This is a genomic window from Pseudovibrio sp. Ad46 (assembly GCF_001623065.1).
Classification (GTDB): domain Bacteria; phylum Pseudomonadota; class Alphaproteobacteria; order Rhizobiales; family Stappiaceae; genus Pseudovibrio.
Genome location: NZ_LMCG01000080.1, coordinates 368367 through 387023, shown reverse-complemented (window position 1 = coordinate 387023; position 18657 = coordinate 368367). Strand labels below are relative to the sequence as shown.

17 protein-coding genes are annotated in these 18657 nt (G+C 50.4%); all 17 read left to right on the top strand.

Going from position 1 to position 18657, the window contains the following annotated elements; genetic code table 11:
* The first annotated feature begins 6 nt into the window (after positions 1-6).
* The 17 genes from ugpC (at position 7) to napA (ending at position 18635) form a co-directional block, all read left to right on the top strand.
* Positions 7-1134, top strand: coding sequence for a sn-glycerol-3-phosphate ABC transporter ATP-binding protein UgpC (gene ugpC / locus PsAD46_RS25060; protein ID WP_063308108.1), 1128 nt, complete (start codon positions 7-9; stop codon positions 1132-1134).
* A 397-nt stretch (positions 1135-1531) separates the two neighbouring features.
* Positions 1532-3145 (top strand): ABC transporter substrate-binding protein, encoded by a 1614-nt coding sequence (locus tag PsAD46_RS25055; protein WP_057461256.1) that lies wholly within the window; start codon positions 1532-1534, stop codon positions 3143-3145.
* Between the two features lie 16 nt (positions 3146-3161).
* Positions 3162-4229, top strand: a complete 1068-nt coding sequence (locus tag PsAD46_RS25050) for an ABC transporter permease (protein WP_063290108.1) — start codon at positions 3162-3164, stop codon at positions 4227-4229.
* The gene (locus tag PsAD46_RS25045) at positions 4226-5167 is read left to right on the top strand and encodes an ABC transporter permease (RefSeq protein WP_057461258.1); all 942 of its coding nucleotides are present in this window, start codon (positions 4226-4228) and stop codon (positions 5165-5167) included. The genes PsAD46_RS25050 and PsAD46_RS25045 overlap by 4 nt, the downstream gene beginning before the upstream one ends.
* An 11-nt stretch (positions 5168-5178) precedes the next feature.
* Positions 5179-6039, top strand: coding sequence for an ABC transporter ATP-binding protein (locus tag PsAD46_RS25040; RefSeq protein WP_063290107.1), 861 nt, complete (start codon positions 5179-5181; stop codon positions 6037-6039).
* Positions 6026-6856 (top strand): ABC transporter ATP-binding protein, encoded by an 831-nt coding sequence (locus PsAD46_RS25035; protein WP_063308107.1) that lies wholly within the window; start codon positions 6026-6028, stop codon positions 6854-6856. The genes PsAD46_RS25040 and PsAD46_RS25035 overlap by 14 nt, the downstream gene beginning before the upstream one ends.
* Before the next feature lie 123 nt (positions 6857-6979).
* A complete protein-coding gene (locus tag PsAD46_RS25030) occupies positions 6980-7336 on the top strand; it encodes a DUF2834 domain-containing protein (protein ID WP_063308146.1) in 357 nt (118 codons plus the stop codon).
* Positions 7337-7487: 151 nt separating this feature from the next.
* The gene (locus PsAD46_RS25025) at positions 7488-8204 is read left to right on the top strand and encodes a Crp/Fnr family transcriptional regulator (RefSeq protein WP_057461262.1); all 717 of its coding nucleotides are present in this window, start codon (positions 7488-7490) and stop codon (positions 8202-8204) included.
* Positions 8205-8393: 189 nt separating this feature from the next.
* Entirely contained in the window at positions 8394-8846 is a 453-nt protein-coding gene (locus PsAD46_RS25020; RefSeq protein WP_057461263.1) for a cytochrome c, read from the top strand.
* A gap of 11 nt (positions 8847-8857) precedes the next feature.
* On the top strand, positions 8858-10243 hold the full coding sequence (locus PsAD46_RS25015; protein ID WP_057461264.1) for a cbb3-type cytochrome c oxidase subunit I: 1386 nt from the start codon (positions 8858-8860) through the stop codon (positions 10241-10243).
* The gene (locus PsAD46_RS25010; RefSeq protein WP_063294051.1) at positions 10243-11040 is read left to right on the top strand and encodes a CbbQ/NirQ/NorQ/GpvN family protein; all 798 of its coding nucleotides are present in this window, start codon (positions 10243-10245) and stop codon (positions 11038-11040) included. The genes PsAD46_RS25015 and PsAD46_RS25010 overlap by 1 nt, the downstream gene beginning before the upstream one ends.
* Positions 11041-11045: 5 nt before the next feature.
* Complete coding sequence (locus PsAD46_RS25005) at positions 11046-12989, top strand: VWA domain-containing protein (RefSeq protein WP_193776994.1); 1944 nt, start codon at positions 11046-11048, stop codon at positions 12987-12989.
* A gap of 3 nt (positions 12990-12992) precedes the next feature.
* Positions 12993-13184 (top strand): hypothetical protein, encoded by a 192-nt coding sequence (locus tag PsAD46_RS25000; RefSeq protein ID WP_063308105.1) that lies wholly within the window; start codon positions 12993-12995, stop codon positions 13182-13184.
* Positions 13181-13429 carry a hypothetical protein gene (locus PsAD46_RS24995; protein WP_057461267.1) on the top strand — a complete coding sequence of 83 codons (249 nt, stop codon included), beginning with the start codon at positions 13181-13183 and terminating at the stop codon, positions 13427-13429. The genes PsAD46_RS25000 and PsAD46_RS24995 overlap by 4 nt, the downstream gene beginning before the upstream one ends.
* Before the next feature lie 199 nt (positions 13430-13628).
* On the top strand, positions 13629-14909 hold the full coding sequence (locus PsAD46_RS24990; protein ID WP_208982022.1) for a carbohydrate porin: 1281 nt from the start codon (positions 13629-13631) through the stop codon (positions 14907-14909).
* 962 nt (positions 14910-15871) lie between these two features.
* A complete protein-coding gene (locus tag PsAD46_RS24980; protein ID WP_063290102.1) occupies positions 15872-16132 on the top strand; it encodes a chaperone NapD in 261 nt (86 codons plus the stop codon).
* Positions 16133-16145: 13 nt separating this feature from the next.
* A complete protein-coding gene (gene napA, locus PsAD46_RS24975) occupies positions 16146-18635 on the top strand; it encodes a nitrate reductase catalytic subunit NapA (RefSeq protein ID WP_063290101.1) in 2490 nt (829 codons plus the stop codon).
* Positions 18636-18657 lie beyond the last annotated feature (22 nt).

Here is an 18657-nt window from a genome sequence, read left to right as displayed (position 1 = left end):
AACACCATGGCAGATGTAACACTCAAGGGTATCGTCAAGGACTTCGGGTCAACCCGCATCATCCACGGCGTTGACTTGCAGATCAAAGATCGCGAGTTGATCGTGTTTGTCGGGCCATCCGGCTGCGGTAAATCGACTTTATTGCGCCTGATTGCAGGGCTTGAAGACATCACTGATGGTGACATGTTCATTGATGGAGATCTGGTGAACCAGCGCTCTCCTAAGGAACGCAAAATAGCCATGGTGTTCCAGAGCTATGCTCTTTATCCGCATATGAATGTTTATGAGAATATGGCGTTTGGCCTTGAGCTCTCCAAGCATTCAAAAGAGGATATCAAAGAGAAGGTGATGGAGGCGGCTCGTATCCTTGAGCTGACTCCGTTGCTGGAACGCAAGCCGAAGCAGCTTTCTGGTGGTCAGCGTCAGCGCGTGGCGATTGGCCGTGCGATTGTTCGTAATCCTAAGGTCTTCCTATTCGATGAGCCGCTTTCCAACCTTGATGCGGCGCTGCGTGTGCAGATGCGTATTGAGATTGCCAAGCTGCATCAGGACATGGACGCCACCATGGTGTACGTGACCCACGATCAGGTGGAGGCAATGACACTTGCAGACCGGATTGTGGTGCTGAATGCTGGCCGGATTGAGCAGGTTGGTAGCCCGCTTGAGCTGTACCATCGTCCACGCAACAAGTTCGTGGCTGGCTTCATCGGGTCGCCGAAGATGAACTTCATTGAAGCGCAGGTGACAAGTGTTGCTGAAGACGGTGTTGAGCTGTCGGTTATCGGCTCTGATCCTGTGAAGGTTGTCGTTGATCCGACCGGCCTTGCTGTTGGCGATAAGGTTGAGTTTGGTATTCGTCCTGAGCACATGGGCAGCGGAACGGAAGGCGAGCTTTCCGGGAAGGTCGAGGTTATTGAGGAACTTGGTGAGAGCCACTTCCTGCATGTGCGCTTGACTGATGGCTCTTTGATCACTGTTCAGGGCAGGGGTGATGCTACTGCGAAGGCTGGCGAGAGCTGCAAAGTGAAGCTGGATTGCAGCCATGCGCATGTGTTTGGCGGTGACGGATTCGCGTTTTCTAAATTGGGGACGTTAGGTCAACATGAAAATACTGCAACTCTTGAGGGTGCGTGATAAATAAAATTGCTCACAGGCTCACTCCAATTTGGCATAGAGTTCCAACGCTGCACCTTGTGTGCAGCGTTTACTTTTTCTGAGACGCCTCTTCATTTCTTAAGGTGATTAAATAGCTGATTTTTTTAGACTGAATCAGGCTTGATCATACCAATTGACTAGTCCGTTAGGGGAGGTTTGATTACTGGCAGAAACCGCAAGGTTAGCCTTCCAGAATCAAGCAAGGATTGAGCTGGCACCTGGTATTCTTTGGCTGAGCTCAACCAAGGGTACTTGTTCCCATTCTTAAAAAGTGAAAGAATTTAATCAGTGATTGCACTTAGATGCGGTTACAATTCTTTCGCCTTCGCGCGACTAACGATGTGAAGGCATTTTATAAATAGGGGAGCATTTTATAATGCAATTTAAGCGTAGTCTTCTCTCGCTGGCGCTTGCTGCAAGCGTGGCGATGCCAATTTCCGGCGCTATCATCTCTGAGGCTGGTGCTGCAACACCACCTAACATGCTCATTGTTGCTGGCCGTATTGACGATATCATTTCCCTTGATCCGCAGGAAATGTTTGAGTTTTCCGGTACGGACATGGCGAACAACATGTATGACCGTCTGGTACAGCTGAACCCAGCTGACCTGTCCAAAGGTTATGAGCCAGGTCTGGCAACGAGCTGGGAAATCTCAGAGGACGGCAAGACCTTTACCTTTAAAATGCGTGAGGGCGTCAAGTTCCACACCGGCAACCCTGTTACTGCAAAGGATGCTGAATACAGCCTTCGCCGTGCAGTTGCGATGAAGAAAACACCGTCTTTCATTCTTACGCAGTTTGGCTTCACTCCTGAAAACATGAGTGAGACAATCAAAGCCGTTGATGAGAACACTTTCCAGATTACGACAGATAAGAAGTACGCTCCTTCTTTCGTGCTGAACTGCTTCACTTCTGCAATTGCTTCTATCGTTGATAGTGAGCTGGTTAAGTCTAATGAAGTTGATGGCGACTGGGGTAACGGCTGGCTGAAAACCAATTCTGCTGGTTCTGGCGCGTTTAAGCTGCAGAGCTGGAAGCCAAATGAATCTTATTCTCTGACTGCTGTTCCAGGCTACTGGCGTGGTGAAGTTGCGATGAAGCGCGTAATCGTGCGTCACGTGATGGAATCTGCTTCTCAGCGTCTAATGCTGGAAAAAGGCGATGTTGATGTTGCCCGTCATCTGTCTCCAGAAGATATTGCTGCGATCTCCACCAACGAAGATCTGAAGGTTGAAGACACGCTCCGTGGTCGTCTGATGTACATCTCCTTCAACCAGAAGGATAAGGCGCTGTCCCATCCAAAGGTTGCGGAAGCTCTGAAGTATCTCGTTGACTACAAAGGCATGACCGGTTCTTTCCTGAAGGGCCAGTACACCATCCAGCAGGCGTTCCTTCCGCAGACCTATATGGGCGAACTGAAGGACACTCCATTCTCACTGAACGTTGAAAAAGCTAAAGAGCTGCTCGACCAAGCTGGTTATGCCGATGGTTTCGATGTTGAGTTCATCGTTCGTAATGCGACTGAGCGCGTTGAAATTGCTCAGAGCTTGCAGAATACCTTTGGTCAGGCTGGCATTCGCGCCTCTATCACACAGGGAACTGGTAAGCAGATCCTTGGTCGTTATCGCGCTCGTGACTTCCAGATCTACGTAGGTGCATGGGGTCCGGATTATCCAGATCCACACACAAATGCTGATACCTTCGCAAACAACCCGGATAACTCCGATGAAGGTAAGCACGTTGGTAAACTGGCATGGCGTAACGCTTACCCAGCAACAGAGCTGACCAAACTGACCGATCTGGCTGTACAGGAAAGTGACCGCGAAAAGCGTGCCCGCATGTACGTGCAAGCTCAGAAGACCTTCCAGAAAGAAGCTCCATTCTCAGTTATGTTCCAGCAGATTGAACAGAACTCCATGGCTGCAAACGTAACCGGCTTCAATCCGGGTGGCGCTATTACTGGCGTATTCTTCTGGCCTGTAAAAAAATAAGATTGGCTAATTACAAATGAGCATCGCTGACTCTACAGCGACTGTGGCGCGGCGAGGGTTTACCTCGCCGCTCTACAAGATTTTAAAAGGTTTAATCGCTGGCCTTTTCTCCATTGCCATCACTATGGTGGGGCTTCTTTTCGTCACCTTCATTATTGCGCGCGTTATGCCAGTCGACCCGGTCCTCGCGGTTGTCGGTGAGCGTGCCTCTCAGGAAATTTACGAAGCTGCGTACAAGGCCATGGGTCTTGATCAGCCGCTTTACGTGCAGTTTATGCTGTTCTTGAAGCAGGTGGCGATGGGCGACTTCGGGATGTCGACGCTGACAGCGCGGCCCGTTGTTGAGGACATTGCCCGCGTTTTCCCGGCTACACTAGAGCTTGCAACCCTTGCGACGATCGCTGGCGTTGGCATTGGCGTGCCGATGGGGGTTTTGGCTGCAGTGAATGAAGGCCGTTGGCCGGACCAGCTGATCCGCCTTGTTGGCCTGTTTGGCTACTCCATGCCGATCTTCTGGTTTGGCTTGATGGGCCTTTTGATTTTCTACGGTATTCTTGGCTGGGTTAGTGGCCCAGGTCGTATCGATATCTATTATGAAGACATTGTTCCTGTTGTCTCAGGCATGATCCTCATCGATAGCTTGATTGCAGGAGAGATCGAGATCTTCTGGAATGCGGTGAGCCACATCATTCTGCCTGCAAGTATTCTTGGCTATTATTCTATTGCTTACATTTCCCGTATGACCCGCTCGTTCATGCTGGAACAGTTCTCTCAGGAGTACATCACCACCGCGCGCGTGAAGGGTGTTTCTGAGACTGCTGTGATCTGGCGTCATGCGCTGCCCAATGTGATGATCCCGCTTATTACGGTGATCGCGCTTTCCTATGCAAACCTGCTGGAAGGGTCTGTGCTGACTGAGATCATCTTCTCATGGCCGGGTCTGGGCAACTACATCACCAATGCTCTGCTTTCTGCCGATATGAATGCGGTGCTGGGTGGAACAGTTGTGGTTGGTGCTATCTTTGTGGGCCTCAATCTCTTCTCTGACTTCATGTACAAAGTGGTTGATCCGAGGGCACGATGACAACAGCACCTGTAAAATCTAACGTGCCTGACAGAGCTGGCTTGAAAGCATGGCTCTCCTCTGATGCACCTACATCCCGCGGACACGCGCGCGCTGTGCAGTTTTATATGGGGTGGATGAAACTCTATGAAAACAAGCTCGCGTTTCTTGGGTTCCTGATTATTCTGAGCCTGGTTCTGATGGCGATTTTTGCGCCACTGCTGGCAACAACAGAGCCAAATGCACAAGACCTTGCTAAACGTTTGACCGCGCCGGGGGTGGATGGTCACCTGCTTGGAACGGATGAGCTTGGCCGCGATATCTGGAGCCGCCTCGTTTATGGTTCCCGCATTACGCTTCTGATTGTAGGCATTGTAGCGTTCACAGCACCAGTGTTCGGATTGCTGATTGGAACTGTTGCCGGGTATCTGGGCGGCTGGGTCGATCAGGCACTTATGCGTCTGGTTGATATCTTCCTGGCGTTTCCCAAGCTTATTCTGGCGCTTGCCTTCGTTGCTGCGCTTGGGGCGGGTATCGAGAGTGCGATTATCGCGATCAGTCTGACGGCATGGCCTCCGTATGCGCGTATTGCTCGCGCTGAAACTCTGACCATTCGCAATGCGGATTACATCAGCGCTGTGCGTTTGCAGGGGGCTGGTGTCATGCATATCATCATCGGGCATGTATGGCCGCTGTGTCTGTCTTCCATCATTGTGCGTGTGACGCTTGATATGGCGGGGATTATTCTGACAGCTGCCGGCCTTGGTTTCCTTGGTCTTGGTGCTCAGCCTCCAGAGCCTGAGTGGGGCGCAATGATCTCTGCTGGTCGCAAGTTCATTCTGGACCATTGGTGGGTTGCTGCCATGCCGGGTATGGCGATCTTTATCGTGTCTTTGGGCTTCAACCTGCTGGGTGATGGTCTGCGCGATATTCTTGATCCGAAAAAGAGCCAGAGCTAGGGGAGAGAACCATGAGTGATACGCTTTTAAGCGTTGAGGACCTTTGGGTTCGTTTCCCAACACGCAGCGGTACCGTTGATGCGGTTCGTGGTATTTCGTTCTCTGTCGGGCGTGAGCGCGTTGGCATTGTGGGCGAAAGTGGCTCCGGTAAATCTATGACTGGACGGAGTATTTTGCGTCTGATCCGATCTCCGGGTCAGATGGAAGCCAAGTCGATTAAGTTCAATGGTGAGAATCTGCTGGACTATTCGGAACGGCAGATGCGGAAAATCCGTGGTCACCAGATCTCTATGGTGATGCAGGATCCGAAGTTTTCGCTGAACCCTGTTCACACGGTTGGCAAACAGATCTGTGAGGCTCTGCGCCTGCACACCAAATCTTCTCGCCGTGAGGCTCGTCAGGGCGCTCTGGAGATGTTGGAGGCTGTTCAGATCCGCAACCCTGAGCGTGTGTTCAATTCTTATCCGCATGAGCTTTCAGGCGGTATGGGGCAGCGTGTGATGATCGCGATGATGTTGATCACTGATCCAAAGCTGCTGATTGCTGATGAGCCGACCTCTGCATTGGATGTGACTGTGCAGATGAAGGTGCTGGCGATCATGGACAAGTTGGTGCAGGAGCGCGGAATGGGGCTGATCTTCATCAGTCACGATCTGAATCTTGTCTCGTCCTTCTGTGACCGAATTATCATTATGTACGCAGGACGTATTGTAGAGACCTGTAAGGCCAGCGAGCTGCACAATGCGACACATCCTTACACACGTGGGTTGCTGAATGCGCTGCCTCGCATTGAGGAGCCCAAGGGACGCCTTGAAGCACTGCAACGTCAGGACAGCTGGAAACAGGAGGTCAGTGTCGATGCCCGGGTCTGATAGTGCTGTGATGGAACGTAAGCCATGGGTTGCGGAAGCAACAAAAGACGCTCGCCTCGAGATCAAAGACCTCAACGTCTATTTCGGTGAGGGACCGGATCGCTTTCAGGCTGTCAAAAACGTGAGCGTCAAGGTTCAGCAAGGCGGCAGTTTTGGTATTGTCGGTGAATCTGGCTCAGGTAAGTCAACTGTGCTGCGCGCTGTGTGTGGACTGGTTGAGAGCTGGGATGGTGAGATCGATATTGACGGCGCCCCTGTTTCGCATAAGCGTGACAAGGTTTTTGCCCGCAAGATTCAGATGGTTTTTCAGGACCCTTACGCGTCCTTGCATCCACGCCATACCGTTGACCGAGTTTTATCAGAACCTCTTAAATTACATGGGTTTGATGATATTGATGGTCGTGTGCTTCGGGCTTTGGATGACGTTGGACTCGGAGCTGATTTTCGCTTCAGGTATCCGCATCAGCTTTCCGGTGGTCAGCGACAGCGTGTGGCTGTTGCACGTGCTTTGATGCTGGAGCCGGAGATCCTGTTATTGGATGAGCCAACTTCAGCGTTGGATGTATCTGTGCAGGCGGAAATTCTGAACCTGTTTGCTGATCTGCGGCAGGAGCATAACCTTACCTATGTGATGGTGACGCACGATCTGGCAGTGGTTGCGCATATGTGTGATGAGATTGCCGTGATGCAGCATGGTGAGGTTGTTGAGGTGATGGATGTGGAAGCGATGCGAAGCTCTACACCGGAGACAGCTTACACGCAGGAACTGCTCAAAGCCTCTATGGGGTATGATGCGGAGTTCTTCGGCGACAGCTGATCTGTGAAGCATTTGATGACTACTGAAAGCCCCGCCCTTGTGGTGGGGCTTTTGTTGTTCTGGAGGGAGAACTTCAATAGGATCGCTTTGTTGATTTGATGATTGTTGGTTGCGGAGCCAGAGATGAAGTATTTTTATGGCCTTCTTTGTATTTTGGGATTTCTGCTGCCGTACGGGGCGTTTATGCCATGGTTGCTTGAGAACGGGTTGAACCTGCCGCAACTTCTTGCAGAAGCATTTGCTGGCGAGATATCGGCTTTTGCCTGGCTTGATGTCGTGGTTTCAGCGGTGGTTTTGATAGGCTTTATCTTTGCCGAAGGGCAACGACTTGGAATGAATCGTCTTTGGCTTCCGATTCTTGCTGTGTTCACCGTTGGTGTGTCGTTAGGCTTGCCATTGTTCTTGCTCTTGAGAGAATTACACGTTGAAAAACCATCAAAACCAGGGGCTCACAGCGGAAAAAACGTAGCGCACATATGATAGTTGGAACTCATGTGCAGAAAATGGCCTACACCAATGAGTTCACTGTGAATTTCTTAATGTTTTCTGCTATAAACAACCGGCTTAATCCTACGAGTACATACGCTAAAACACTCGCAGATTGGCTTGGGTGTTTTCTAATTGATCTACGGTGTCTTCTTTGAGAAGTCTTGACGAAAATCTTATTTCCCATATTCCTCCGTTCCGAAAGCTGGAACGCGTTGATATCAGAGAGATTTTGGACGCAGCGACGCCAAAGCGTTTCAGCGCGGGTCAGGCTATTTTCGAAGAGCATGAGCCAGCGGAGCGGTTTTTCCTGCTGTTGGACGGTCATGTGCGCGTTATTCGCACCACGGCTTCCGGAGATCAGGTGATTGCGCGTCACATCGTCAGTGGCGAGCTTATGGGCATTGCCTCCGCAATTGGCAGGACGACTTATCCAGCCAGTGCTGTGGCGATTGATGACTGCCTTGTGCTGTTCTGGCCGACAAGCCTCTGGAAGACGTTTGTCGAAAAGTATGATGGATTTGCGACGGAAACCTATAAGACCGTCGGAGAGCGTATCTCTGAAGCGAACAACCACATTCTGGAACTGGCAACACAGCAGGTCGAGCAGCGTGTTGCACGTGCTTTGCTGAGACTTGCAATCCAAAGCAGCCGCATCACCGATGAGGGAATGGAAATTGATTTTCCTCTCACACGCCAGAATATATCTGAGATGACAGGTACAACTTTGTACACTGTGAGCCGTTTGCTAAGCGCTTGGGAAAAACAAGGAATTGTGAATAGCGGGCGCAAAAAGGTCATCGTGACGGAGATGAATAAGCTGAAGACTCTGGCTGATTTGGACCCAATGGCTGACTCTTGAGTACCGTTGAGCGATTGCCTGAGTGTTACTAGGCATAAATACCAGTATTCTCGATTTTATATCCTATTGTTTTTAAATGTGTTTTTCTCCTATATCCGGTAATTACCGAATAGGTTGTTCTAGCACAAACTTCCCCAGTGGCGTCAATTTTATCATCTTCGGGACCGTAACCACGATAGGATTCCGTAGATGTCAGAATTCCTTACAAAATCGCGGGCACGAAATATTTTTTATGGGGGATCCTTATTCTTCATAGGCATATTTGCCGTGCTCTCAATCGACAGCCACCTTTACGTCGTCAATGAATCGACTTCAAAAGCTGATCTCACTGACGAGGTTGTCCTCGGAAAGCACGTTTGGGAAAAGCATGCTTGCATCAACTGCCATACGTTGCACGGGGAAGGCGCTTACTTTGCTCCTGAAGTCGGCAATGTGATGACACGTTGGGGCGTGCTGGATGATCCTGATGATGCAGCTGAGACCCTTGGCTCCTGGATGGAAGCTCAGCCGAGCCGCATCGAAGGTCGTCGCCAGATGCCTTTCTTCGATCTGACCAAAGAAGAAGTCCGCGGCCTCTCTGAATTCTTGCGTTGGGCTGACAAGACCAACACGCAAGACTGGCCACCGAACGACGCTGGTTAAGGGGTGGTATTATGAAATACAGTTCTCAAAAAGTCGCGTATGCCTACTTCGTAGCTGCGCTTGGCCTATTCGCAATCCAGGTTCTGGGCGGTTTGCTCGCTGGCTGGATTTATGTTGCACCTAACTTCCTTTCGGAGTTGCTGCCGTTCAACATCGTTCGCATGTTGCACACCAACGCACTGATCGTCTGGCTTCTGCTGGGCTTCTTTGGTGCGGCTTACTTCATCATCCCGGAAGAGAGCGAACGTGAGATCCACTCCGTTAAGCTCGCTTACATTCAGCTGATCATTCTTGTGGTTGGTACACTGGGTGCTGTTGTCAGTTACATCATGGGCATCCATGAAGGCCGTGAATTCCTCGAGCAGCCGCTCTGGGTTAAAGTCGGCATTCTTGTTGCTGCGTTGATCTTCCTCTTCAACATCTCAATGACTGTGTTGAAAGGTCGTAAGACTGCGATCACAAACATTCTGGTGATTGGCCTTTGGGCTCTTTCCCTGCTGTGGCTGTTTGCATTCTACAACCCAGACAACCTGAGCCTTGATAAAATGTACTGGTGGTACGTTGTTCACCTTTGGGTAGAAGGTACCTGGGAACTTGTGATGGCTTCCATCCTTGGCTTCCTGATGCTGAAACTCACCGGTGTTGACCGCGAAGTGATCGAGAAGTGGCTCTACATCATCGTAGCGACTGCTCTGTTCTCCGGTATTCTTGGTACAGGACACCACTATTATTGGATCGGCTTGCCCGGCTACTGGCAGTGGATTGGTTCCGTCTTCTCTACTCTGGAAGTCATACCATTCTTCCTGATGATGACCTTCTCCTTCGTCATGGTCTGGAAAGGTCGTAAGAACCATCCAAACAAAGCAGCTCTGCTGTGGTCTCTCGGTTCTGCAACTGTCGCGTTCTTCGGCGCTGGCGTATGGGGCTTCCTGCATACTCTGCACGGTGTGAACTTCTACTCACATGGTACACAGATCACTGCAGCGCACGGTCACCTTGCTTTCTTCGGCGCATACGTTGCTCTGAACCTTGCGATCTTCACTTACGCAATGCCATTGCTTAAGGGTCGTAACCCATACAACCAGGTTCTCAATATGGGCAGCTTCTGGCTCATGACTGGTGGTATGTCCTTCATGACCTTCGTGCTGACATTTGCCGGAACCATCCAGACACACATGCAGCGTGTTGTTGGTGAAGACTTCATGTCCGTACAGGACCAGCTGACAGTGTTCTACATCATGCGCTTCGGTGCTGGTGCGGCTGTTGTGATTGGTGCTCTGCTGTTCATCTACTCCCTGCTCGTACCGCGCAAGGAATTGTTCACAGCGAACTCTGGTTCCAAACCAACGACCGGTAGTACTCCTGAAGCCCAAGCAGTTCTGGAAGGTGGTCGTTAATGACTGTACAGAACCACGTTTTTGATGTGCCCTATTATCAGCCTATCGCCGATGAATGTGCATTATTTGAAACGGCTTTTAACAAAGGTCTGCCCCTTCTTTTGAAGGGGCCGACGGGCTGCGGCAAAACCCGCTTTGTGGAACACATGGCCGCAAAGCTGGGTCGTCCGATCTACACCGTGGCTTGCCACGATGATCTTTCCGCAGCAGACCTTATTGGTCGTTACCTGCTTAAAGGCGGCGTGACTGAGTGGGTTGATGGCCCGCTGACCCGCGCTGTTCGCGAAGGTGCGATCTGCTATCTTGATGAAGTGATCGAAGCACGGAAAGACGTTGCGGTTGTTTTGCACCCGCTGACCGATAACCGTCGTCGTCTCATCATTGAGAGAACTGGCGAAGAACTGCAAGCTCCTCCGAACTTCATGCTCGTTGCCAGTTACAACCCCGGCTATCAGAACGTTCTGAAGCAGATGAAGCCTTCCACACGGCAGCGCTTTCTCTCCACGACCTTTGATTTTCCTGATGCGGAAACCGAGATACAGGTCGTTGCTAAAGAAAGCGGACTGGATGTTGAGCGTTCCAAATCTCTGGTTCGTCTTGCCGGCCATATCCGTGGTCTTTCCAGCCTGGATCTGGAAGAGGGTGTTTCCACCCGCTTGCTGATTTATGCTGCATCCCTGATTGCTGGTGGTATGCCAGTCGAGAAAGCACTGCAATACTCTGTTGTTGAGCCACTGAGTGATGAGCCTGATGTTCAGGTTGCGCTTCGTGATTTGATCGCAGTTGTTTACGGGTGAGCCTGATGAAAGAGCAAATACTGGAGTTTTTAGAGCCTGAAGAAGCCGTAGGTAATCTGTGGCATGATTATGCTTCAAGCCTGGGTGCTCCAGTGCACCATGAGGATATGGAGGTCGAGCTGGCTAAGCTTCGCACCTCCGTGCAAGTGGTGTTTCGCGGGTTGGGTGGTGAAGCTAAAGTCGAGATCAGTCAAGCTCCGGCGACAGCTTCAACCTACCGCATGCCCGTAAAACGTAAGCTCGGCAACGCTGCAGAAACAATCTTTTTGCCAGAGTTTGACGGCGAACGTTTGAGACTTCCTCCGGTTCTTGGCGTTTTTCCAGAGGCCGAAATGAACCGGGCCCATTACATCTGGCTTGCTGCATTTGCAGCGAACTGCGATGTGCAGGCAAAGCCAGAGGATCCGTTGCAGGCGGATGTTCAGGCATTGGCTTTAGCCAAACAGGCGATTGAACGTGTTTGGGGCAAGTGCGTTGGCCTCCATGATTTCTTCCGTCAGTCCTGCGAGTTTCTTCTGCAAACCCGTAAGCGTCCAAGCCTTCCTGAGTGGGAAGCTGCAGTTGAAGCTATTGTTCTGGAATTGCTCGGCGGGCCACGGGCTGTCACCAGCACAAGTGCAACAATTCGCAAGGCGATGGAATGTGTTGATGAGCGCTGGAAGCTGACAGCTCCGCGCGGATATTGCACCTTTGCGCCTGTACCGATCTGGGTTTCCAGCGAGTTGGTGAATGGTGAACGTGGTGAAGAGCGCTCAGATGAGCAGGCTCCGCCAACTCCGCAAGGATCAAGTGCAACAACGAAACGCAAAGCTAAACGCGAAAAGCGAGAGCAGGCGGATCGTAAAGACAGTTTTATTCTACACCGGTTTGAGGCGATCCTCTCCTGGGTAGAAAGCATGAACCTCAATCGCAGTACCGATGACGACGAAGAGGAAAATGCGCAGAAAGCTGCTGATGATCAGGATTATATCAGCCTTTCGAAAAATCAGCGGAAAGCAGCGACACGGTTGCGGCTGCATCTGGATTTGTCTCCAGAAGATGCAGACCACGAACGCCTTTCCGACAAATTCACATATCCTGAGTGGGATCACCGCCAACGTAAGTTTTTAGAAGATCATTGCCGTGTTCTGGAGAAGGATGCCGAGCCTGATTATGAGAGCGTGCTGCTGACGGATCCTTACCATAAGCGCCGCATTCGTCAGGTGAAGCGCCAGTTTGAAGCGTTGCGTCCAAAGCGGATCATGCAGATGCGTCAGGCTGAAGGCAGCGAGCTGGATCTGGATGCTTTGGTGACGGCTCAGGTTGATCTAAAGGCTTCAGGTTACGCATCCGATCGGATCTTCCAGGATTCACGTGCGGTTGAGCGCGACCTATCCGTCGCAATGTTACTTGATACATCCCGTTCTACTGAGAGTGCGGTTGGCGATTCCAGTGTTATCGAGATTGCGGGGGCCGCGCTTGCTGCTTTGTCTGGCGGAGTTGATGCGAGTGGCGATCATCTGGGGGTCTGGGGCTTTTCTTCATTGAAACGCGACCGGGTTTTCATGAACAAAGCCAAAGACTTCAACGAGCCGATGACGGATGAGGTGATTGCAAAAATTGGTGGGCTCAAGCCGTGTTACTACACCCGTTTGGGAGCGGCGATCCGGCATACCACTGCGCAGCTTGCCTTGCAGCAAACACAGCGGAAGCTTTTGATTGTACTAACAGATGGAAAGCCGAACGATCTTGATCACTATGAAGGAATTCACGGAATTGAAGACAGTCATATGGCTGTTCGTGAAGCCCGCAAACTGGGTATGGCCGTTCATGGTGTGATTGTTGATGAGGATGGGCAGGATTGGTTTGCCCGTATCTTTGGCAAAGGTGGTTATACGCTCTTTCCAAATCCGGAACGTCTGACACGTGCGCTACCGGATATCTATAGAAGCCTGACAAGGGAGTATTAGATTATGAAGCTTTTCTATATGGTTATGGGCTTTATGGCAGGTCTGCTGCCTTTGTCCGCAATGGCTGCAGATTCCGGATACCAACGTCCTGTGCCTCAGCCGCAAAGTGCGACTGCTGAGCTGTGGTTTGGTCTTGCTACTGTTATGCTTGTTGTCTCACTTTATGTCGTGCACCGGGTTGTAAAAGGCAGATGAGTGAAGAAGACCTCAGCAATCGCATCAGTGTAAGAAGGCTGGCACTCTACCTTTACCCACTGGGTATTGGAGCGGTCGGTATCAACCTCTTCTTTTTGTCGCTGATTTTCTCATGGGTCGGATGGCCGGTGATGTCACCTTATCTTGCGATGGCTGGCGGTGTTGTATTGGGCTATCCGTTTGCGTATCCCTTTGCAAAACATATCCGTTACCTGATGGATAAATCGGATGGTTTGCTGGACTAACCATCTGTTTTGCAAGCATCGGAAGTCGAGCGCGATCTACAAAGATCGTGCTTTTTTTGTGCGCTGTGGCCATCTGATTGTTCTGATTGATAGTTTTATCAATTCAGAAGCAAAAATTAATGTGCCAGCATAGCGTTATTCCACTGGAGTTGTGCTGCGTTCCATCTGATTTGATGTTTCCTGACAGGAGAAACAACAGTTGCGAGCGTCTGTTGCCCTAACATCACTGGCAAGTTTGATGAAGTGGCGTTGCCTGCTGCTCGCATGCCTTTGTTTTTATGTGCTTTTCAACGGTGTGGCGCAGGCGCAAGACTCTCGTTGGCCGTTGAACTGGGGCGATTGGGAGACGGCGACCGGAGACTGGGGCGGGTATCGGACGAAGCTCAACGATGTGGGTATCGATCCTGAGTTGAATTACACCCACGATATCATGGCAAATCCGGTTGGAGGAGAACGGCAAAGTGCTGCTTATGCCGGAGCGCTCGGGGCCAATATCAACTTTGACTTTGAAAAACTGATGGGCTTGAGCGGAACCAGTTTCAGTCTTGGTTTGTATCAGGGGCTTGGGCGAGATTTGTCTGGTGAAGATATCAATAACGTTTTTGATGTGGCGCAGATCTTTATCGGCGATGTTTTCGGTATCTCGCAGATGAACATTTTGCAGACGCTGGCGAATGATCGGGTGGAGATTGCGATAGGTCGACTTTCTGCGGGGGCGGACTTTGCGTTCAGTGAGGCTTTCCCGCTTTATGTCAACAGTGCTGTTAATGGAAACCCGGCCCAACTCCTTGAAAACTTGCCTTCATTTACTACTCCCCCTTTCAGCCAGTGGGGTGTTCGGGGAACGGTGAAACCGGAGGACTTTCTCTATCTTTCTGTGGGTGCATACAACGCAGACCTGAATGCGCAGGACAACGAAGATCAAGGATTTAACTTCAAGTTCAATCCCGAAGACGGCGTGTTGGTAATTGCAGAAGGAGGGGTTCTGGTTGGGCAGGAGAAGACCAGTGCTTACTTGCCAGGCCGGTATATGCTTGGCGGTTATTATGACACCAGTGATTACACGCCTTTCACCGATGCAAACGCGACGGAAGAGGGCAACTGGGGGCTCTACTTCATAGCGAACCAGATGATCTATGAAGAGCAACCGGATCAAGGCCTTAATCTCTGGGGGCTTTTTACGCTTGCACCACAACAAAGCATCAACAGTTTGCCTTATGGAGTGAGTGGTGGTGCCTACTACAAAGGACTGCTTGATAGCCGGGATAACGACATCACAGCGGGTGCATTTTATCTTGGTTTCTTCAGTGATGACCTGCCAGGCCAGACCTATGAACTTGTGTTTGAGGTGAACCATCGTTTTCAGTTTGCGGAATGGTTCTATACGACGGTCGATGGGCAGTATGTGGTGAACCCAAATGGCCAGACAAATATCTCTGATGCATGGGTTGTTGGCTTCGAAATGTCCGTTGATTTTTAAGCCTAAAGACGTTGTTTTTTCAGAAAAGTAGCTCGTTTTCGAGAGTGCAAATCACTTGCAAAAAACATCAGCACACGACCAAGAAAAAGTACGTGGAAATCCACTGTAATCTTTGTGTTTTTGAGTGCGCGTAATAGTTTTACAAAGTGCATCAGCCTCCACAAAAGCAGTACAAAATTTCAGCTTTAAAATAGTCGGTTTCAGGTCCGGATTTCGAGGGGCTTTGATGAACGCACTGATGTTACTTCAGAAATCACTAAATTAGTTTAGTTTGAAGTAATTTGAAATGTGGACGAAAGCTAAATTATCACGGAAACGTGAGATGTAAACTCAAGTTAAATTTAAATCTTGAGTTATTCGTACTAGTATTTCTGAAGCATTCAATTTGATTGCAATCAAAATACAAAAGTAATCTCGTTGATATATTTTTCTCAGTTCAGTTGAGAAGTTGATTCTATCATGCAAACGCAGATGGGAAGGCGGCATTTTCTTGGTATGTCCAAGTATGCGAAGGATAAGCCGTGTCCGCCTTACAGTATTGGTAAAGTTGAATTTTCCGATGTATGCACCGGTTGCGGTGATTGTGTTTCGGCGTGTCCTGAAAAGATCCTTCGAATTTCTGAGCGGAGTCGATTGGCTGTTGTCGATTTTGGGGTGGGACCCTGCACCTTCTGTGAAGCGTGCGTCGACGTTTGCAAAGAAGGAGCGCTCGTTAAGACCGAAGACGCTCCCTGGGCGATGAAAGCAACGATCGGCTCTAACTGCCTTTCTTATCAAAAGATCGCGTGCCGGGCCTGCGCTGACTTTTGTGAGATGAGGGCAATCCGATTTCATCTTGGCCTAGGCGGCCAGCAAATTCCTGATTTGGACGGTGAAGCCTGTACCGGGTGCGGTGCCTGCCTTGTTGCCTGTCCCAATGGATCCATCGAAATGCGCGAAATTAAACTCCAAGAGGAGGTTCTATGAACATTTGCGGCGTTCTCGTTAGTTGCTTAGCGGGAAAAACCCAAGAGGTTTCTGAAGCATTGTCCGCCCTGCCGGGCGTGGAAGTTCATATCACCAAAGAGGATACGAGCCAGCTTGTTGTGACTGCAGAGGATACGGAAGAGTCCTTCGCTGATCAGCAGGTGCTGGAAATTCACCGGACGCCGGGCGTTGTATCCGCTGGTCTTACCTATCATCAATTCGAACCAAACACCGACCCTGACTTGAAGGCGGCCTAACGGGAGGCAAAACATGTCAATCACGGCATCTCGCAGAGATATTATAAAGTCAGCAGCGGTTGCAGCAACTGCTTCTGCGGCTGGCATCGCTTTACCAAAGTCTGCCGAGGCTCAGGGAAAAGCCTCCGATATACGCTGGGACAAGGCTGTTTGCCGCTTTTGCGGAACAGGCTGCTCTCTCCTTGTGGGTGTTAAAGACGACCGTGTTGTCGCCACTCAAGGTGATCCAGATGCACCAGTGAACCGCGGCTTGAACTGTATCAAAGGCTATTTCCTTTCCAAGATCATGTACGGCAAGGATCGCCTGACAACACCGTTGCTCCGCAAGACCGCTGGTGTTTACGACAAGCATGGCGAGTTTGAGCCTGTCTCCTGGGATGAAGCTTTCACTGTCATGTCCGAAAAATTTAAGGACGCATTGAAGGAAAAAGGCCCGACTGCAGTCGGCATGTTTGGTTCTGGTCAGTGGACCATCTGGGAAGGTTACGCTGCTTCCAAGTTTATGAAGGCAGGTCTGCGCTCCAACAACATTGACCCGAATGCCCGTCATTGCATGGCGTCAGCTGTGGCTGCTTTCATTCGTACCTTTGGTATTGATGAGCCAATGGGTTGTTATGATGACATGGAGCTTGCCGATGCATTCGTGCTTTGGGGCTCGAACATGGCTGAGATGCACCCAATCCTTTGGTCCCGTATTACAGATACCCGTCTGACCAAACCGGGTTGTGAAGTTCATGTGCTCTCCACTTTTGAGCACCGTTGTTTTGAACTTGCTGACAACGGAATGGTGTTTACGCCACAGAGCGATCTGGTGATCCTCAACTTCATCGCCAACTACATCATCGAAAATGATGCAGTGAACTGGGACTTCGTCAATAAGCACGTCAACATCACCAAAACCGCGACAGATATTGGTTATGGTTTGCGCCCTAATGATCCGCGCGAGCAGGCTGCCGAAAATGCTGGTTCTGGTAAGATCTCCAAAATTGACTTTGAGGAGTATAAGCAGCTCGTTTCCAAGTATACGCTTGAGTATACAGAAGAAATGTCTGGCGTTCCGGCTGAAAAGCTTCTGAAGCTGGCGAAGATCTATGCTGATCCTAACCGGAAGGTGATGTCTCTCTGGACAATGGGCTTTAACCAGCACTCACGCGGCAGCTGGGTGAACAGCCTTTGCTACAACATTCATCTCCTGACCGGTAAGATCTCTGAGCCTGGTAATGGTCCATTTTCACTGACAGGTCAGCCATCTGCGTGTGGTACTGCCCGTGAGGTCGGAACGTTTGCACACCGTCTGCCTGCAGATATGGTGGTCAAAAATCCTAAGCACCGTGAAATCTGTGAGACTGCCTGGAAAATTCCTGAAGGAACAATTCCTGCCAAGCCTGGGTACCATGCAGTTCTGCATCATCGCATGCTTAAAGATGGCAAGCTGAATGCCTATTGGGTTCAGTGCACGAATAACCTGCAAGCAGCTCCTAATATGAATGAGGAAGGCTGGCCGGGATATCGTAATCCTGAGAACTTTATTGTTGTCTCTGATCCATATCCAACCGTTACAGCAATGGCTGCGGACCTTATTCTGCCAACAGCCATGTGGGTGGAAAAAGAAGGGGCCTATGGTAACGCAGAGCGTCGGACCCAGTTCTGGCGTCAGCAGGTGAAAGCTCCGGGTGAAGCCATGTCAGACGTCTGGCAGGTTATGGAGTTCTCTAAGTACTTCAAGACAGAAGAAGTCTGGCCTGAAGAACTGCTTGCCAAAATGCCTGAGTTGCGCGGCAAGACACTCTTTGAAGTGCTGTATGCCAATGGGGTCGTCGACAAGTTCCCGGTCTCTGAAGTCAAAGAAGGTTTCAATAACCATGAGTCTGAAGACTTCGGCTTCTACGTTCAAAAAGGGTTGTTTGAAGAATATGCCGAATTTGGGCGTGGCCATGCGCACGACTTGGCTGACTTTGACGTCTACCACAAAGCGCGCGGTCTCCGCTGGCCAGTGGTTGATGGTAAGGAAACACTCTATCGCTTCCGTGAAGGTTATGATCCTTACGTTAAAAAAGGTGAGGGCGTTAAATTCTACGGTAAGCCTGATGGCAAGGCGAACATTATTTTTGCACCTTATGAGCCGCCAGCAGAAGTGCCAGACAACGAGTATGACCTCTGGCTCTGCACCGGTCGTGTGCTGGAGCACTGGCATACAGGTTCCATGACGCAGCGCGTCCCAGAGCTTCATCGGGCATTCCCGTCTGCTGTTCTGTTCATGCATCCGCAAGATGCACGGGAGCGTGGTCTTCGTAGAGGGCAGGAAGTCACTATCTCCACTCGTCGTGGTGAAGTGCTGACACGCCTGGAAACCAGGGGCCGGAACAAGGTTCCAAAAGGTTTGGTTTACATGCCTTTCTTCGATGCAAACCAGTTGACCAACAAGCTTACACTCGATGCCACTTGTCCGATTTCGAAAGAAACCGACTACAAAAAGTGCGCTTGTAAGGTGGAAAGCGCTTAGAGCAACCCTCTGAGCAGCAATG

Coding starts and splice junctions, on each gene's coding strand:
- ugpC (WP_063308108.1), top strand. CDS start 7: ATGGCAGATGTAACACTCAAGGGTATCGTCAAGGACTTCGGGTCAACC.
- PsAD46_RS25055 (WP_057461256.1), top strand. CDS start 1,532: ATGCAATTTAAGCGTAGTCTTCTCTCGCTGGCGCTTGCTGCAAGCGTG.
- PsAD46_RS25050 (WP_063290108.1), top strand. CDS start 3,162: ATGAGCATCGCTGACTCTACAGCGACTGTGGCGCGGCGAGGGTTTACC.
- PsAD46_RS25045 (WP_057461258.1), top strand. CDS start 4,226: ATGACAACAGCACCTGTAAAATCTAACGTGCCTGACAGAGCTGGCTTG.
- PsAD46_RS25040 (WP_063290107.1), top strand. CDS start 5,179: ATGAGTGATACGCTTTTAAGCGTTGAGGACCTTTGGGTTCGTTTCCCA.
- PsAD46_RS25035 (WP_063308107.1), top strand. CDS start 6,026: ATGCCCGGGTCTGATAGTGCTGTGATGGAACGTAAGCCATGGGTTGCG.
- PsAD46_RS25030 (WP_063308146.1), top strand. CDS start 6,980: ATGAAGTATTTTTATGGCCTTCTTTGTATTTTGGGATTTCTGCTGCCG.
- PsAD46_RS25020 (WP_057461263.1), top strand. CDS start 8,394: ATGTCAGAATTCCTTACAAAATCGCGGGCACGAAATATTTTTTATGGG.
- PsAD46_RS25015 (WP_057461264.1), top strand. CDS start 8,858: ATGAAATACAGTTCTCAAAAAGTCGCGTATGCCTACTTCGTAGCTGCG.
- PsAD46_RS25010 (WP_063294051.1), top strand. CDS start 10,243: ATGACTGTACAGAACCACGTTTTTGATGTGCCCTATTATCAGCCTATC.
- PsAD46_RS25005 (WP_193776994.1), top strand. CDS start 11,046: ATGAAAGAGCAAATACTGGAGTTTTTAGAGCCTGAAGAAGCCGTAGGT.
- PsAD46_RS25000 (WP_063308105.1), top strand. CDS start 12,993: ATGAAGCTTTTCTATATGGTTATGGGCTTTATGGCAGGTCTGCTGCCT.
- PsAD46_RS24995 (WP_057461267.1), top strand. CDS start 13,181: ATGAGTGAAGAAGACCTCAGCAATCGCATCAGTGTAAGAAGGCTGGCA.
- PsAD46_RS24980 (WP_063290102.1), top strand. CDS start 15,872: ATGAACATTTGCGGCGTTCTCGTTAGTTGCTTAGCGGGAAAAACCCAA.
- napA (WP_063290101.1), top strand. CDS start 16,146: ATGTCAATCACGGCATCTCGCAGAGATATTATAAAGTCAGCAGCGGTT.